Origin of the sequence: Paraburkholderia sp. LEh10 (assembly GCF_017814945.1) — a bacterium.
Taxonomy (GTDB): Bacteria; Pseudomonadota; Gammaproteobacteria; order Burkholderiales; family Burkholderiaceae; genus Paraburkholderia.
The window spans coordinates 39,649-55,044 of record NZ_JAGIPX010000024.1 but is presented as its reverse complement, the minus strand read 5'-3'; the positions used below and the strand labels follow the sequence as shown (position 1 = coordinate 55,044).

Sequence of the window (15,396 nt, the reverse complement as noted above, 5' to 3'; positions counted from 1 at the left end):
CGCCATGGAACACGCCTGGATTCCGCTGCTGCTGTCGCTGAAGGTCGCAGGCTGGGCGACCGCGCTGAACATCGTGTTCGGTGTCGCGCTCGGCCTCGGCCTGTCGCGCTGGCGCTCGGGCGCGCGCGACGTGATCGACTCGCTGCTGACACTGCCGCTCGTCATGCCGCCGACGGTGCTCGGCTATTACCTGCTCGTGCTGCTCGGCCGGCGCGGCGTGGTCGGCGCATGGCTCGACCGCTGCGATATCCAGTTGGTGTTCACGTGGCAGGGTGCCGTAGTCGCGTCGATGGTCGTCGCGTTTCCGCTCGTGCTGAAGTCGGCGCGCGCGGCGTTCGAATCGGTCGATCCGCAGCTCGAGCGCGCGGCGCGGACGCTCGGCGTGAACGAAACGGCGATCTTCTTTCGCGTGACGCTGCCGCTCGCATCGCGCGGCATTCTCGCCGGCGCGCTGCTTGCATTCGCCCGCGCGCTCGGCGAATTCGGCGCGACGCTGATGATCGCGGGCAATCTTCCGGGCCGCACGCAGACGCTGTCGGTAGCCGTGTACGCCGCCGTGCAGGCCGGCGACGACACTACGGCCAATTTCCTCGTGCTCGTCACCTCGGTGACGTGCGTCGTGGTGCTGCTGCTCGCGGGCCGGCTCGTGCCGCAACATTCGCTGATGACGTCCCGCTGACATGCCCCTTTCCGTCGATATCCGCAAAACCCTGCACGCGGCCGAACGCCAGTTCACGCTCGACGTGTCGTTCACTGCGAGTGCGCAGCGCATGGTGCTGTTCGGGCCGTCGGGCGCGGGCAAGAGCCTGACGCTGCAGGCGATCGCCGGCCTCTTGCGCCCCGACGCAGGCAGAATCACGCTGCACGGCGACACACTTTTCGACAGCGAACGCGGCATCGACCAGAAGCCGCAGGCGCGCCGCCTCGCTTATCTGTTTCAGGATTACGCGCTATTCCCGCATCTGAACGTGCGGCAAAACATCGGCTTCGGCCTGCACGCGGGCTGGCTGAATCCGGGGCGGCGTTATTCGCACCCTCAGATCGACTACTGGCTCGACGCGCTGGATCTGATGAAGGTCGCCGGGCATCGCCCGATGCAACTGTCCGGCGGGCAGAAGCAACGCGTGGCGCTGGCGCGCGCGCTGGTTGCGCAGCCACGGCTGCTGTTGCTGGACGAGCCATTTTCCGCGCTCGATTACGCGCTGCGCGAGCGCATGCGGCGCGAGCTGTCCGATCTGCAGACGCGCCTCGACATTCCGATGCTGCTAATCACGCATGATCCCGACGATGTCGCCGCATTCGGCGACCAGGTGGTGCAGATGTACGACGGCAGCGTGCGCGAGCACGCGCCCTATCCGGGCTACGCGCGCACGTTTTCGTAACGGACCGCGTCGCCCCCGGACCATCACGCGGTCACGCCGACAATCACGCTCGACGCCTTGAACGCAGCCACGAGCGCCTGCCCCTCCTCGACCGCTAGCGCAGCGAGGCTCTCGTTGGTGACGACGGCCGTCACGACTGCGCCGCCGTCGAGCGTCAGCGACACCTCGGCATTGACCGCCCCGCGATGCACCGCCGACACCTTTCCGCGCAGGCGATTGCGCGTCGACAGCCTGTCCGCGGTGCCGTCATCGGCGACGAGCAGCACCGACGACGCCTTGACGAGCGCCACCGCCTGCGCGCCCACGGCAAGCCCGAGCGTCTCGGTGCTTTCATGCGTGACGATGGCGACGACGCAATGCCCGCCCGGCAGCGTGAGCGAAATCTCGTCGTTGACGGTGCCGCGCGTGATCGCGCTGACCTTGCCGTACATCTGGTTGCGCGCGCTCGTCTTCATGCCGATACGGCCAATCAGTTGCCAGTCATCGGAGAATCCGGCAATCGCCTGACCCGCGCGCTCCAGAAATAGCCGGTGCTCGCGCTCGATCGCGCGAAACGTATCGATCAGCGCCAGCGCGCGCGGCGTGAGCATCGTGCCGCCGCCGCCCTTGCCGCCCGTCGAACGAATGACGAGCGTCTCGCCGGCCAGGTTGTTCATCGCGTCGACGGCGTCCCACGCGGCCTTGTAGCTCATGCCGACGGCTTTCGCCGCGCCCGTGATCGAGCCCGTTTCGCCGATCGCCGCGAGGAGCGCGATGCGATGCGCGCCACCGAGCGTCTGTTCGCCCGCACGGAACCAGACGGAACCGCCAATCTGTAGAGCATCAGGTGAAATGTCGTGGTGGTCGGTGGTCATGGCTCGCGTGTGCGCCGAACAACAGGCGGTGAAGGGTGCGAGCCATTATAGCGACGCATCCCTTCGTAGAACCCGCGCGAGCCGCCGCGCTGCCACGCTCAACGCGTGTACTGCGCGATTCCGTTGCCGAACGACCAGTTCTCCTTCTGCACTTCGACGAGATTGACGAACACGTCCTCGCGGCGCACGCCCGGGTGTTCGGCGAGATTGTCGGCGATGCGCTGGTAGAGCGCCTTTTTCTGATCTACGGTGCGCGTGTTGCTCACGGTGAGCTGGATGATCACGAGATCGTCGCTGCGCGTGATGCCGAGATAGTTGCGTCCATAAACGAAGTTGCTGTCGTCGTACTCGTTGATGAGCATGAAGATGTCGTCGTCGGGCACGTCGAAAGTGGCGATCAGCGCGCGCTGGATGCCTTGCGTGAGCGCTTGACGATACGCGGCCGGCTTGCCGGCTCGCACTGCGATACGGGTGAACGGCATGGCGAACTCCTTTGAATCGAAGAGAAAGTGCATCCAGCGTAGTTCGCGCGACCTATAATAAACAGACATGTATTGATATTTCATCTATTTACGTCTGAAATGAAAGTGCTCGACCTCGACGCGGTGCGCGCTTTTGTGCTGGTCGCCGACCTGCGCAGCTTCACCCGCGCCGCCGATGCGCTCGGCACCACGCAATCTGCCGTCAGCCTCAAGCTGAAGCGGCTGGAAGCGCATCTGGGCAAGCATCTGCTGGAGCGCACGCCCCGCGTCGTGCGGCTGTCGGCGGATGGGCAAGCGTTCGTCGAAGGCGCACGCGATCTGTTGAGCGCGCACGACCGGGCACTCGGCGCGTTGACGGAGGACAAGCGGCGTCTGGTGCTGGGTCTGAGTGAGCACGTAGCGGGAACCGATCTCGCGGCGCTGCTGGCGCGCGTCAATGCGCACGATCCGGGGCTCGTGCTGGAGCTACATATGGGCTTGTCGGCGACGCTATTGCAGCAGTTCGACGAACGGCGGCTCGACGCCGTGATCGTGCGCGCCGAGCCCGACGACATACCGCGCGACGATGCCCAGTTGCTCTTCACCGAGCCGCTGTCGTGGCTTTCGACACCCGAATGGCAGCCGCGCGCCGGCGAGCCGCTGCCGCTCGCGCTGCTCGCCGCGCCCTGCAACGTGCGCTCGATTGCGGTGCGCACGCTCGACCGCGCGGGCATCGCCTGGCGCGAGGCGTTTGTCGGCGGCGGGGTGCTCGCGGTCGGCGCGGCGGCGGCGGCGGGGCTCGCCGTGTCGCCGCTCGCGCGGCGGGTCGCGCCGCGCGGCCTTGTCGATTCAGGCGTGCGGCTCGGCTTGCCGCCGCTGCCGGAGTCGCGCGTGACACTGCATTCGCGTGTGCGGGACGCGCGCTCGGCGGATTCGTTGCGGCTCGTGACGAACGGGCTCAGCGCCCAATGATCGGCGGCAGTTCACGCGGCGTCGATGCGTTGCCGGCCTGAAGCGCCGGCTGTCTGGCGCGGCGGGCTTGACGGAAGCGGCGGCGGGTTTCGCGAGCGCCGCCTTGCGGGGAGCCGCCGAAGCGCGCGCCGTTTTGATCGCCGCGCCGCTCGCCTTTTTCTCCGGCGACGCCTTGGGCTTCAGCGTCACCTTCACCTTCGGCGCGACTTTATCGCGATGCGCACTGTTCGCTGCGCCCGAATCAACGGGCGCGGCATGCTTCGAGTGCTTGACGCCTTGCGCGGCCTCGGGCGGATTCCAGACTTCCTTGTACTCGGCGTGCGCGGCCGGCCATCGACATGCACGGCAATCCCGCCATCCAAACCCTCCAATCGAACGACACGGCCTTCTCCGCGCACACATTTAGACGCGCGAATCATACGGGCCGCCTTGCTATAATCCATATATAGACTAACATTGATAAAAAGTTCAACTCAGGACTCCAATCATGTCTTCTGCCGCGCATCTTTCGAGCGCCGAACGACGGCTCCGACGACCGCCCGCCGAACCTTCCGTCGCGGACATGTCCGCCGCCGGCCTGCGCGCGTTCTTCAAAATCGCCAGCGCCTGGGACCTGAGCACGGAAGAGCAAATCATCCTGCTCGGCTCGCCCGGCCGCTCGACGTTGTTCAACTGGAAGCAAAAGCCGCAAACAGCGCGCCTTGGCCGCGACACGCTGGAGCGTCTTTCTCTTCTGCTCGGTATCTACAAGGCGCTGCAGATCCTTCTGCCGCAGCCCGCCGCCGCCGACGCGTGGATCAAGCGCCCCAACAGCGCGCCGCCGTTCGGGGGCCGCCGCGCGCTCGACCGTATGCTGGCCGGCAACATCAGCGACCTCGTCGCCGTGCGGCAGTATCTCGATGCAATGCGAGGCGGCTGGGCGTGACTGAACCACAATGGCAAGACGGCTGGCGCGCGGCACCGCTCGCGTGGACGCCTGCGTATCGCGTGATTCCCACGCGCTATCCCGCCGTCAATCTGTTCGACCGCGTCGCCTCACCCGAAGATTTCGAAGCACTCTACGCGCTCGAAGCAATGACCAACGACCGCATCCGCACCGAAATCGGCGATCTCGATCTCGTGCCGCGCGACGAGCGGCGCTTCGGCCCCGGCTATGGGCCGATCATGGCCGCGCTCACGCATCTGAATCCGCAAGGCAGCCGCTTCTCGGACGGCACGTACGGCGTGTTCTACTGCGCGCGGTCACGCGAAACCGCGATCGCCGAGACGCGCTATCACTCGGGACTCTTTCTCGCCGCGACACAGGAGCCGCCGATACGCCAGCAGATGCGGCTATACACGGTGATCGCGCAAGGCGACGTCGTCGATCTGCGCGGCGACGGCGCGGTCGATCCTTCCGTGCTGTCGCCGAACGACTACGCGCCGGGCCAGGCGCTCGGCCGCGCGGCACGCGAGGCGGGCGTGCCGGGCATCGTGTATCCGTCGGTGCGGGATGCGGCGGGCGAATGCCTCGCCGCGTTCAAGACGACGCTGCTGCGCGACTGTCATCACGCCGCGTATCTCGAATACAACTGGAACGGCCGCGCCGTCGACATGGTCTTCGAGCTGAACCGGGTCGTGTGACGCTTCGGATGACCATTCCAGCGACGCTTCGGGCGATGCGCTGCGGGGCAATGCTTACGGCAGCGCCATCGCCGAAGCCCCGACGGAGCGCGCGATCTCGTTCGTCACCGACCAGCGCTTCGTCGTACGCGCCTCGACGACCGTCAGCTTGCCGCCCGGCCCGAACGCGCCCGTATCGATGAACATCTGCGCGCCGAACTGCTGCACCTCGCGCACGGGCGTATGGCCGCAATACGTCAGCGACAGGCCCCGCTGACACAGCGGGTCGCCCGTGCCCATCGCAAGGCTGCGGCCCCACAGCAATTGCTGACGGACTTCGTCGGAGAAGTTGTCTGCGTCGAGTTCGGCGTCGGTGCCGAGAAACTCCGCGTGCAGCACATTGAATCGCTCGCTGCCCGAGCCGATCACGCGCACGAGCGGCAGCGTGCGCAGACGCTGCGCGTAGACGCTCAGCTTTTCGATCGACAGTTCAGCGCTCCACACGCCGCCGATGCCGTACCACCACTGCCGCTTCAGCTTCCCTTCAGCGACGCCGCAAAGCGTGTCCTCGTGATTGCCGAGCACGGCATGAAACCAGGGCTTGTCGAGCAGCGCCAGCGCCTCCTCCGACTGCGTGCCGCGATCGACCAGATCGCCGACCGAAAACAGCCGGTCTCGCGACGGATCGAACTCGATCTCGCGCAACAGGAAACGCAGCGCATCGACGCAGCCGTGCAGGTCGCCGACGACGAAATCGCGTCCGGTGCGGTTGACGGGATGATGTTGGACGACGGTGACAAGTGTGGAATCCATTACTGCATGATAGTGCGAGCGAGCAAGCCCGTATGCGCGGCATCTCGCGTTCGCGCGATTATCTTCAGCGGGATTCGCGCGGCGCCGACGGCGTCTGATGCCCGGCGCGCAATATATGCGCGATGCACACGATCGCCCGGGCGCCGGGCGCGCGTGGCGTCACTGCGCCGTCGCGCGCAGCCTGCCGACCTGCTCGGCGCTCACCGTCGATTGCGGATTGCCGAACTGTTTCGTCACGTAGTTCGTGACGGCCGCGACCTGCTCGTCGTTCAGTTCGCGGCCGAACGCGGGCATCAGGACATCGGCGTCTTTCGTGGTGCGGCTGACCCCGTGCAGGATCACCATCGCCAGATTGTTCGCGTCGCTCGCGCCCGAGACGCTGTTATGGATCAGCGAAGGATACGCGCCGGGCGCGCTCGCGCCGGGCGCGCTCGCGCCGATGCCCTCGCCCGTCCAGTGGTGGCAGCTCGCGCAGTTCGCGACGAACAGTTGCCCGCCGTTCACGCCGTCTATGCGGGTGCCGCGCCATGCAACCACATCGCTCGCGGGCGCGCCCCATTCGGTGCGCGGCCTCGCTTCGCCCCTGTCGATCGGCTCGAGCGAGCGCAGGTAGGTTGCGATCGAACGCAGGTCTTCGCGGTTCAGATACTGAGTGCTGTCCTCGACCACTTCGGCCATCGGTCCCGCCGCATTCGCGCGTCCGTGCGCGACGCCCGTCGACAGATAGCCGATCACGTCCTGATCGGTCCACTTGCCGATCCCGCTCGTCCTGTGCGGCGTGATGTTGTACGCGTGCCAGCCGGCCTGGATCGCGCCTGAGAAAGGTTCGTTCGTCTTGAGCCCTTGCGTGAAGTTGCGCGGCGTGTGGCATTCCCCACAGTGCGCAAGCCCTTCGACCAGATACGCGCCGCGATTCCATTCGGCGCTTTGCTTCGGCTCCGGCACGAAGCGCCCTTCATCGAAGTTGAACAGGTTCCAGAAGAACATCAGCCAGCGCTGGTTGAATGGAAAGCTCAGATTGTTCGACGGCGGCGTGTAGTGCACGGGCACGACCGTGTTCAGGTACGCGCGGATCGCCTGCACGTCCTGATCGGTGACTTTCGTGTACTCGACATACGGGAACGCCGGATAGAGCCGCTCGCCTTCCTTGCCGATGCCTTCGTGCATTGCGTGCATGAAGTCGGTGTCCGTCCAGCGGCCGATGCCCGTGTCCGGGTCGGGTGTGATGTTCGGCGTGTAGATCGTGCCGAAAGGCGTGCTGAGCGCGCGTCCGCCCGCAAACGGGCGTCCCTTGTCGGATGTATGGCAAGCGACGCAGTCGCCCGCGCGCGCGAGGTACGCGCCGCGCTTGACGAGATCGGGCCCCGGTCCCGCCGCCCGGCCCGCAGACGCCGCGCCTTGCGCGACGGCTTCGGCAAGCGGCGACTCGTCGTTGTGATGCGGCTGCGCGTCGTACGCTTCGAGCCACGCGAGATATAGCGCGAACACCGAGAACGCCGCGGCGAGTGTCGCCGTCTTCCAGATGCGGCGGCGGCTTCGGAGCGCCGCGCGCACGCTGTGTGAAAAGACCGTGTCCAGGTTGCCCGTCCTCCCGCCCGACTGGCGAGACCTGTGCTGTTTCATCCGTTGTCTCTCCGTGGTTTCGGTCAAAGTTCGCTCTTCAGCTTGTCGGCGAGCTTGAGCGACAGCGCGGCGATGGTCAGCGTGCAGTTCACGGACGCCGCGCTCGGCATCACGGCGCTGCTCGCGATGAACAGATTCTGGTGATCGTGCGTGCGGCAGTCGGCATCGACGACGGAATCGGCGGCATCGTCGCCCATGATGGTCGTGCCCATGATGTGGTTGTTCGGCGCGAAGTGGTCGTCGAACGACACCTCCGTGCCGCCGAACAGGCCCGCGATCTTCGCATAGACTTCGTGCGTGTGCGCGGCGCTTTTTGCAACATAGTCGTTGATCGAGTAGTGGATCTCCGGCTGCGGAATGCCGAGCGCGTCCTTGTGATCGGCGCAAGGCACGATGCGGTTCTGCGGCTCGGGCAACTGCTCATGGAAACTGTTGACGAGCACCATGCGCGCGGCGCGATCGCGAATCTGCCGGTCCAGCTCCGCGCCCGTCAGCCCTGCTTTGAGCAGCGACGCGGCGATCGCAATGGTCGGCACGCCGTTCGACACGTGCAGCTTCTTCGACGCATAGTCCGAGCGGAACGCGCCGTCGCGGAAGTTCACCACCGACGTCATCTCCATCGGCCCGCGCCCCGGCCATAGCGATTCATTCGCGAGAAAGGAGACACCCGTGCCCGGATGGTCCATCAGATTGCGGCCGACCTGATCGGAGCTGTTGCCGACGCCGCGCGGGAACCTGTCGGAAGTCGACATCAGCATCAGCTTCGGCGTCTCGATGCCGTTGGCCGCGAGCACGAACAGCTTGCCCGTGATGCGCGTGCTGTTGCCGTTCGGGTCCTTGTAGTGAACGGCCGTAATGAGCCCTTTGTTGTCCGCCTCGACCCGGTAGACGACCGCTTGTGAAATCAGCTTCGCGCCCGCGCGCTCGGCCTTGTCGGCGTGGACGATGCCGTTGTACATCGCGCCGATCGGGCAGATCGGCATGCAGTTGTTGTTGCCGCAGCAGGTGGGGCGCGCGTCAAAAGGTCGGCTGTTGCGCGCGACGGGCTCGGGCACGACCTTGAAGCCGTTCGCATTCAGCACGTCGGAAAAGCGCTGGTCCATGTACGACAGCGGCAGGGCCGCCATCGGATAAGGCTTCGAGCGCGGCGAGCCAAGATCGACGGACGCGTCCGGCCCGGACACGCCCAGTTGCACTTCGGCGGCGTAGTACCACGGCTCGAGCGTTTCATACGGATACGGCCAGTCGCGGCCGACACCATAGCGCTTCTTCAACCCGAAGTCCGACGGCAGAAGACGCCAGGTCGCGGCCGCCCAGTGCCAGGTCGTGCCGCCGACGAGCCGCAGATACTGCACGTTGTACGGATAGTCGCCCTTCTGGATCAGATAGTTGTTGGCGGGCGTGTACTGCGGGTGCGGCGCGTGGGGCGTCGACGGATACGGCGTCGCGAAGTCCAGTTTCGCCGGCGAGTTGCGGAAGTTCTCGACGATCTGCCCTCGCTGCAAGCGCGGCCCGGCTTCGAGCAGGATCACCGACGCGCCTGCGAGCGCCATCTGATGCGCAACGAGACCGCCCGCCACGCCCGAGCCGACTACGACGATGTCGGCGGAATTTGCGTTTGCCATGCTTGCCTCTTGTTTGCCTTCTTCCGTTGGCTTGATCTGCTGGCCTGGTTCTTTTCGTGTATCGGACAACCCCGCCGCGCGCCGCAGGCGAGCGGCGTGCGAGACGCGTGTGTGCCGCAGGCGCCCGTTCAGGCGCGGGCGCTCATGCATTCGCTGGCTTCCGGGTCCAGTAAAACGGCACGTCGCGGCAATACGACGGGACCGTCAGGATGTCCTTGACGGGCTCGAACATCAGTGCGCGTTCGAACGCGATCACCTGCACGTTCGGCAAATCGCCGACGAGGCCCAGATACCACGCGCGCGTGATCGCGCTGACGGTCTTCGCAAGCTCCGGCTGCTCGGCCTGCAGCGCCTGCGTGACGGTATCCGACGGCACGCCGCCGTGCGTCTGCAGCCAGGTGTTGAGCGTGGCGACGTGCTGCGTGAACTGGCTGTCCGCCTTCGACAGCGCCTCATAGGCGCGCCTGCGGTGCACGGGATCGAAGCTGGTGTGCCCCGTGAGCTTGCCGGACAGCGCGATGAATGCGTCGATCCCGCCGCCTGCGGGCGGCAGCGTATCGGCAAAGGCGGGCGAGATGCCCGCAACGCGCGCGACGCCGGGCGCCGCGCCATCGCGCGCTGCTGCAAACGCAAGGCTCGCCGCCGACGCGAGTGCGCCGAGCAACCACGCGCGGCGCTGCGGCGAGCGCGCGCGGGATAGCATACCCGGCTGCATACCCGGCACCGCGTTCGCCATGTCCGCCGCCCGCGCCGCCTCGTGAGCGCGCTGACCGGCGTGCGCGGCATCGGCACGCGCAGCGTGGTGTTCAACATCTGTCATGGGGGCTCCAGATGATGTTTGTATTCGACCGGCGCGCCGTCGGCTGATGGCCGACCCATGCGAGTGCGCCGGGCGTCCGCCCCAATACGGGTCTTGCGCCGCTGTGCTGCGGTCTCTGGTTAGTCTCCGTACGCTGCGCGTTCCGACTACGCGCCTATGCTGGACATCTGGCGCTGCGCGTTCGGACTCACGCCTCTGCTGCACAACTGGCGCTGCGCCTGCGCCCCCGATCTGGCCGTCGCCCGGCGCGGCGCCAGCGGTTGCGCCGCACGAGCGTCGATGCCCGATCGTCGAAATGCTGAAGCCGCTGCAGGCACGCGGCACGCGGCACGCGGCACGCGGCACGCGGGAATGAAGCGCCCGGTGAAAGCCGCATGCAAGGCCACTGAGCAAAACTGCGGGAAAACTATAACGTCAGGCACTCATTTCGACAAATCATGCCGCATGCAACCGTAGAACCGCCGCAACCTTCGATGTCACATCTCGACATCGCCATGTCACAACCTCTTGTTAGCCACACGCGCCCATGAACGTCTATCCACAAGTACTGCGCAACCGCCCGCGCATGGTCACGGGCGTCGTGTTCGGCGTGCTGCTCGGGGTGCTGCTCGCGGGCACGCCGATGCGCCCGGTGATCCGTGTGCTCGTCTCGTGGGATGCCGCCGTGTGGGGCTACCTCGCGCTGATGTGGATCCAGATGGCGCGCGCCGATCACGTGCGCGCGCGCGAAATCGCCCAGCGCGAGGACGAGAACGCGACTGTCGTGCTCTTCATCGTCTGCCTCGCGACGGTCGCGAGCGTCGCGGCCATCGTGCTGGAGCTGGCGTCGTCGAAGGGCGGCTCGGGCTCGTCTGGAACGGGCTTCGCGCATTACGTTGTGACGGCCGTCACACTGATCGGCGCGTGGTTTCTGGTCCCGACCATTTTCACGCTGCACTATGCGCGTCTCTACTTCGCGGAGGACCGTCACGAAACGGCGCTGCAGTTTCCCGATCACAAGCTCGATCCGAACTATTGGGATTTTCTGTATTTCTCCTTCACGATCGCCGTTGCATCGCAGACCTCGGACGTCGTGCTACGTTCGCGCGAGATACGCCGCGCGGTCCTCGCGCAGTCGGTACTGTCGTTCTACTTCAACGTCGCCGTGCTCGGCCTGTGCATCAACATGGCCGCGGGGCTGCTCGGCTCGTAGCACGCGATCGCAGCCGGCGCCTGCCAGCGGGCCAATCGTGCAGAGCGGCTTGTGCGCGATGTGCGCCATTGCGCGCCGATTTTTTCCCGTCATGCAACCGTCATCGCGCACACGCGAGACGCGCCCGGTGCGCTCTCCTGTCGCGCTCATCCGGCTGTGGCAACATGCCATGTAACAGCCGGCGCACGACACCCCGAATTACACGTCTTCCGTCAGGTGCGCGCCGTCATTCGTATGAACGACGGCGCACCCGCTTCTGTTGCATCGCGCCATACCCGGCTGCGCCAGCCGTCGTTGCATGCATGTCGCCGTTTCAGCCGCGCCGTTGCCGTGCATTTGCCGTCAGCTTTCTGGCACAACGCTTGCTGCTTTACCGCCTGTCGATGGGTCCCGACCTGCGACATGCAGCGCTTCAGGTTCGGCTTTTTGTCCGGTTCGGACGGCTTGAACTGGCGCGCGGCATGTCGATCAATGCACTACATTGAGCAGTACGCGCCGTCGCAGGACGCATCGCGCGGCATCCGGCTCTGAAGCCTAATAGGCGGTGGTGATCGTACGGACGTGCATCCACGCCGCGAAGCAGGACGAATCTGGAAACGACCGATGGAAGCTCCTCACGCCTATGCGCCGCGGATCTACTTTGTTCATTCCCCCCTCGTCGGACGGCTGGATGCCTGGCCCGCGCAATTCGAACATGCGGCCGCGCTGGGCTTCGATCATGTGCTGATCGGCGGCCTGTTCCAGCCGGGGCAGGCCGGGCATGCGCAGATCGTCAGCGATCACGAGCGGCTGCATCCCGCGCTCGCCACCGATCAGCCCGCACATGAAGTGCTGCAGCGTCTCGCGGAGACGGCAAGCCAGCATGGCCTGACGTTGCTCGTCGATCTCGTGATCGATCGCGCCGCCGCCGACGGCCACCTGTATCGCGAGCATCGCGACTGGTTTCATCCGTTCGAGCCGGAAGAAGCGCGGCTCGACCCGCGCCACGCGCGTCATGAAGACAACGTCGCGTATGCGAACTTCAGCAACGAGCATGTCGCCGCGCCGCTGATCGACTGGTGGGCGAACACGCTCGATACGCTCGCGGACGCGGGCATCGGCGGATTCCGTTTCGATTCGCCGCATCGCGTGCCCGCGTTCGCGTGGCCGCGTCTCGAAGCAGCCGTGCGCGCGTCGCGGCATCCGTCGACGCGCTTTCTCGCCGCGACACCCGGCCTCGCGCGCCAGGACATCGCCGCGCTCGAAGGCATCGGCTTCGATGCCGTGTTCTCGTCGTCGCGCTGGTGGGACTTTCGCGCGCCGTGGCTGCTCGACGAGCACGTGGCGCTGATGCGCGTCGGCTCGCCCATTGCCTTTCCCGAAGCGCCGTACGGCACGCGTCTCGCAGCGGATCTGGAGCAGGTGCACGATTCGGCGATCGTCGAGCGCGCTTACCGGCGCGCGTTGCTGACGGCGGTATCGACAGGCACCGGCTGGCTGATGCCGATGGGCTTCGAATACGGCATCGCCGAGCCGATCTCGCATACGCTCGGCAGCGCCGATCACTACGCGAACCTGCGCGGCGCGGCGCGTTTCGATCTTGCCGAGCGCGTGCGTCATGCGAACGCGATTCAGCGCGATACGTGGTCATTGCAGACGAACGGCGAACTGCGCTCGCTGTCCGGCCCGGACACGCACGCAGCCATCCTGTTGCGCGGCGACCAGCGCGACCTGCGCGACGCGGACGAGGCCGTGCTGATTGCGATCAACCCCGAGCTCGGCACGCCCGTGCGCGTCGATCCAGCGCGCTTCCTCGATGGCGTGCCCGGCAGCTTCACGCGCTTCATCCAGCTCGGCACCGAAACACGCGGCGCGCCGCAGCCGCTTGGCGCGTTCACGCTCGCGCCGGGCGCGTGCCGGCTGTTCCGCGCGGTCGCCGACAAGCCCGTCGTGCTCGCGCCGCCCATCGACAAGGCAGGCAGCAAGACCTCGGGGCACAAGAGCGTGCTCGATGCGATCGCGACCTCGCGCGTGGCAATCGAAAGCGTGTCGCCCGCCGTCGATCACGGGCGCTTTCCCGCCAAGCGCATCGTCGGCGAGCGCGTGCCCGTCACGGCCGCCGTGTTTGCCGAGGGCCACGACAAGATCGCGGCCGCCGTCATCTGGCGCGCCGCCGACGAAACGGCATGGCACGAAGTCCAGATGACGCCCGCGCAGCCCGCCGGCAACGACATCTGGGAAGCGCGCATACCGCTTGAGCGTGTAGGGCGGCACGAGTTCACGGTGATCGCGTGGCGCGACGACTTCGCGTCGCTCGTCGATCATATGCAGAAGAAGCTGAAGGCGGACCAGGCGGTCGATCTCGAACTCGAAGAGGCGAAGCATCTGTTCGCACTCGCGCTGGCCGAAGCGGAAACGGCCGATGGCTCGCAGCCCCAGCAACTCGAAGAAATCGTCAATGAATTCATGAAGGCGGACCTGGGCGAACGGCTCGCAATCGTGCTCGCGCCGACCACGGCGCAAGCATTCGCCGCCGCGCGTCACCGGCCGGGACTGTCGCGCGACCCGATCGTCTATCGGATCGACGTCGAGCGCGCCGGCGCGCGTTTTGGCAGCTGGTACGAGATCTTCCCGCGCTCGATGAGCGACGACGAGCATCGCCACGGCACGTTCGACGATGTGATCGCCAAGCTGCCGCGCATCCGCGACATGGGCTTCGACGTGCTTTACTTTCCGCCCATCCACCCGATCGGCATGGCGAACCGCAAAGGCCGCAACAACTCGTTGACGGCGGCCCCTGATGATGTCGGCAGTCCATATGCGATCGGCGGCGACGCGGGCGGGCATGACGCCGTGCATCCACAGCTCGGCACGCTCGACGATTTCAGGCGCATGCTCGCCGCCGCGCACGAACACGGCCTCGAAATCGCGCTCGACTTCGCGATTCAATGCTCGCCCGATCATCCGTGGCTGAAGCAGCATCCGACGTGGTTCGCGTGGCGCCCCGACGGCACGCTGCGTTACGCGGAGAATCCGCCGAAGAAATATCAGGACATCGTGAACCCGGACTTCTATGCGCGCGACGCGAAGCCCGATCTATGGATCGCGTTGCGCGACGTGATCCTGTTCTGGATCGACGCGGGCGTGCGCATTTTCCGCGTCGACAATCCGCACACGAAGCCCTTCCCGTTCTGGGAATGGATGATCAACGACGTGCGCGCGCGGCACCCCGACGTGATCTTCCTGTCGGAAGCGTTCACGCGTCCGCGCGTGATGGCGCGCCTCGCGAAGCTCGGCTTCTCGCAGTCATACACGTACTTCACATGGCGCGAGTCGAAGCGCGACTTCACCGAGTATCTGACGGAGCTCACGCAGAGCAACCTGCGCGAATTCTTCCGGCCGAATTTCTTCGTCAACACGCCGGACATCAACCCGCGGCACCTGCAATCGCAAGGGCGTCCGGGTTTCCTGATCCGCGCGGCGCTGGCGACGATGCTCTCGGGGCTGTGGGGCGTGTATAGCGGCTTCGAACTGTGCGAAGCGGCCGCGCTGCCGAACAGCGAAGAGTACCTGGACTCCGAGAAGTATCAGATCCGCGCGTGGGATTGGAACCGGCCGGGCAATATCGTCGGCGAGATCTCGGCGCTCAACCGCATCCGCCGCACGAACCCCGCGTTGCACACGCATCTGAACCTCACGTTCCTGCCGGCGCACAACGATCACATCCTGTTCTTCGAGAAAGCCACGGAAGCACGCGACAACGTGATCGTCGTCGCGATCAATCTCGATCCATACAACGAACAGGGCGCGGATATCGAGTTGTCGTGGGGAACATTCAACCGCTGGGGCCTGCACGATCACGGCACCATCGACGTGATCGACCAGATGACAGGCGAGCGGTTTCAATGGCAGGGCCGATGGCAACACGTGCGGCTCGATCCCGGCATGCGGCCGTTCTCGATCTGGCGCATCGCGCCGGCGGGCGGCCTGCCGCGCGAGGCCGTTCCCGACGCAGTTGCCGACGATGTCGACGCGCATCGGGCCGCGCATGACACGACAATCAATGGATGAAG

Annotated in this window: 13 protein-coding genes; 7 read left to right on the top strand and 6 right to left on the bottom strand. The window is 66.1% G+C overall.

The window, feature by feature from the left end:
• The first annotated feature begins 4 nt into the window (after positions 1–4).
• Together modB and J8I87_RS20745 are read left to right on the top strand one after the other, a co-directional pair.
• Complete coding sequence (modB, locus tag J8I87_RS20750) at positions 5–679, top strand: molybdate ABC transporter permease subunit (protein WP_209933677.1); 675 nt, start codon at positions 5–7, stop codon at positions 677–679.
• A gap of 1 nt (position 680) precedes the next feature.
• A complete protein-coding gene (locus J8I87_RS20745; RefSeq protein ID WP_209933676.1) occupies positions 681–1,382 on the top strand; it encodes an ATP-binding cassette domain-containing protein in 702 nt (233 codons plus the stop codon).
• A gap of 23 nt (positions 1,383–1,405) precedes the next feature.
• On the opposite strand, the gene J8I87_RS20740 is transcribed toward J8I87_RS20745, so the two are convergent.
• A complete protein-coding gene (locus tag J8I87_RS20740) occupies positions 1,406–2,236 on the bottom strand; it encodes a TOBE domain-containing protein (protein WP_209933675.1) in 831 nt (276 codons plus the stop codon).
• 98 nt (positions 2,237–2,334) lie between these two features.
• Positions 2,335–2,718 (bottom strand): tautomerase family protein, encoded by a 384-nt coding sequence (locus J8I87_RS20735; RefSeq protein ID WP_209933673.1) that lies wholly within the window; start codon positions 2,716–2,718, stop codon positions 2,335–2,337.
• A 99-nt stretch (positions 2,719–2,817) separates the two neighbouring features.
• Here J8I87_RS20735 and J8I87_RS20730 point away from each other — a divergent pair, with 99 nt between their 5' ends.
• From J8I87_RS20730 to J8I87_RS20720, 3 genes are all read left to right on the top strand, one after another.
• On the top strand, positions 2,818–3,669 hold the full coding sequence (locus tag J8I87_RS20730) for a LysR substrate-binding domain-containing protein (RefSeq protein ID WP_209933672.1): 852 nt from the start codon (positions 2,818–2,820) through the stop codon (positions 3,667–3,669).
• 562 nt (positions 3,670–4,231) lie between these two features.
• The gene (locus tag J8I87_RS20725; RefSeq protein WP_409518781.1) at positions 4,232–4,594 is read left to right on the top strand and encodes an antitoxin Xre/MbcA/ParS toxin-binding domain-containing protein; all 363 of its coding nucleotides are present in this window, start codon (positions 4,232–4,234) and stop codon (positions 4,592–4,594) included.
• The gene (locus J8I87_RS20720) at positions 4,591–5,292 is read left to right on the top strand and encodes an RES family NAD+ phosphorylase (RefSeq protein WP_209933669.1); all 702 of its coding nucleotides are present in this window, start codon (positions 4,591–4,593) and stop codon (positions 5,290–5,292) included. The genes J8I87_RS20725 and J8I87_RS20720 overlap by 4 nt, the downstream gene beginning before the upstream one ends.
• Positions 5,293–5,346: 54 nt before the next feature.
• Here J8I87_RS20720 and J8I87_RS20715 read toward each other — a convergent pair whose 3' ends face one another.
• The 4 genes from J8I87_RS20715 to J8I87_RS20700 form a co-directional block, all read right to left on the bottom strand.
• On the bottom strand, positions 5,347–6,084 hold the full coding sequence (locus J8I87_RS20715) for a metallophosphoesterase (RefSeq protein WP_209933668.1): 738 nt from the start codon (positions 6,082–6,084) through the stop codon (positions 5,347–5,349).
• A 159-nt stretch (positions 6,085–6,243) separates the two neighbouring features.
• Positions 6,244–7,707, bottom strand: a complete 1,464-nt coding sequence (locus J8I87_RS20710; protein ID WP_209933667.1) for a c-type cytochrome — start codon at positions 7,705–7,707, stop codon at positions 6,244–6,246.
• A 23-nt stretch (positions 7,708–7,730) separates the two neighbouring features.
• The gene (locus tag J8I87_RS20705) at positions 7,731–9,332 is read right to left on the bottom strand and encodes a GMC family oxidoreductase (protein WP_209933666.1); all 1,602 of its coding nucleotides are present in this window, start codon (positions 9,330–9,332) and stop codon (positions 7,731–7,733) included.
• Between the two features lie 142 nt (positions 9,333–9,474).
• Positions 9,475–10,152, bottom strand: a complete 678-nt coding sequence (locus tag J8I87_RS20700; RefSeq protein ID WP_409518780.1) for a sugar dehydrogenase complex small subunit — start codon at positions 10,150–10,152, stop codon at positions 9,475–9,477.
• Positions 10,153–10,678: 526 nt separating this feature from the next.
• On the opposite strand from J8I87_RS20700, the gene J8I87_RS20695 reads away from it, so the two are divergent.
• Complete coding sequence (locus tag J8I87_RS20695; RefSeq protein WP_209933665.1) at positions 10,679–11,344, top strand: DUF1345 domain-containing protein; 666 nt, start codon at positions 10,679–10,681, stop codon at positions 11,342–11,344.
• Between the two features lie 603 nt (positions 11,345–11,947).
• The gene (locus J8I87_RS20690; RefSeq protein WP_209933663.1) at positions 11,948–15,394 is read left to right on the top strand and encodes a maltotransferase domain-containing protein; all 3,447 of its coding nucleotides are present in this window, start codon (positions 11,948–11,950) and stop codon (positions 15,392–15,394) included.
• The last annotated feature ends 2 nt before the right edge of the window (positions 15,395–15,396 follow it).

Bases quoted from the DNA above. Each gene is read 5' to 3' on its own strand.
- modB (WP_209933677.1), top strand. From the start codon at position 5: ATGGAACACGCCTGGATTCCGCTGCTGCTGTCGCTGAAGGTCGCAGGC.
- J8I87_RS20745 (WP_209933676.1), top strand. From the start codon at position 681: ATGCCCCTTTCCGTCGATATCCGCAAAACCCTGCACGCGGCCGAACGC.
- J8I87_RS20740 (WP_209933675.1), bottom strand. From the start codon at position 2,236: ATGACCACCGACCACCACGACATTTCACCTGATGCTCTACAGATTGGC.
- J8I87_RS20735 (WP_209933673.1), bottom strand. From the start codon at position 2,718: ATGCCGTTCACCCGTATCGCAGTGCGAGCCGGCAAGCCGGCCGCGTAT.
- J8I87_RS20730 (WP_209933672.1), top strand. From the start codon at position 2,818: ATGAAAGTGCTCGACCTCGACGCGGTGCGCGCTTTTGTGCTGGTCGCC.
- J8I87_RS20725 (WP_409518781.1), top strand. From the start codon at position 4,232: ATGTCCGCCGCCGGCCTGCGCGCGTTCTTCAAAATCGCCAGCGCCTGG.
- J8I87_RS20715 (WP_209933668.1), bottom strand. From the start codon at position 6,084: ATGGATTCCACACTTGTCACCGTCGTCCAACATCATCCCGTCAACCGC.
- J8I87_RS20710 (WP_209933667.1), bottom strand. From the start codon at position 7,707: ATGAAACAGCACAGGTCTCGCCAGTCGGGCGGGAGGACGGGCAACCTG.
- J8I87_RS20705 (WP_209933666.1), bottom strand. From the start codon at position 9,332: ATGGCAAACGCAAATTCCGCCGACATCGTCGTAGTCGGCTCGGGCGTG.
- J8I87_RS20700 (WP_409518780.1), bottom strand. From the start codon at position 10,152: ATGACAGATGTTGAACACCACGCTGCGCGTGCCGATGCCGCGCACGCC.
- J8I87_RS20695 (WP_209933665.1), top strand. From the start codon at position 10,679: ATGAACGTCTATCCACAAGTACTGCGCAACCGCCCGCGCATGGTCACG.
- J8I87_RS20690 (WP_209933663.1), top strand. From the start codon at position 11,948: ATGGAAGCTCCTCACGCCTATGCGCCGCGGATCTACTTTGTTCATTCC.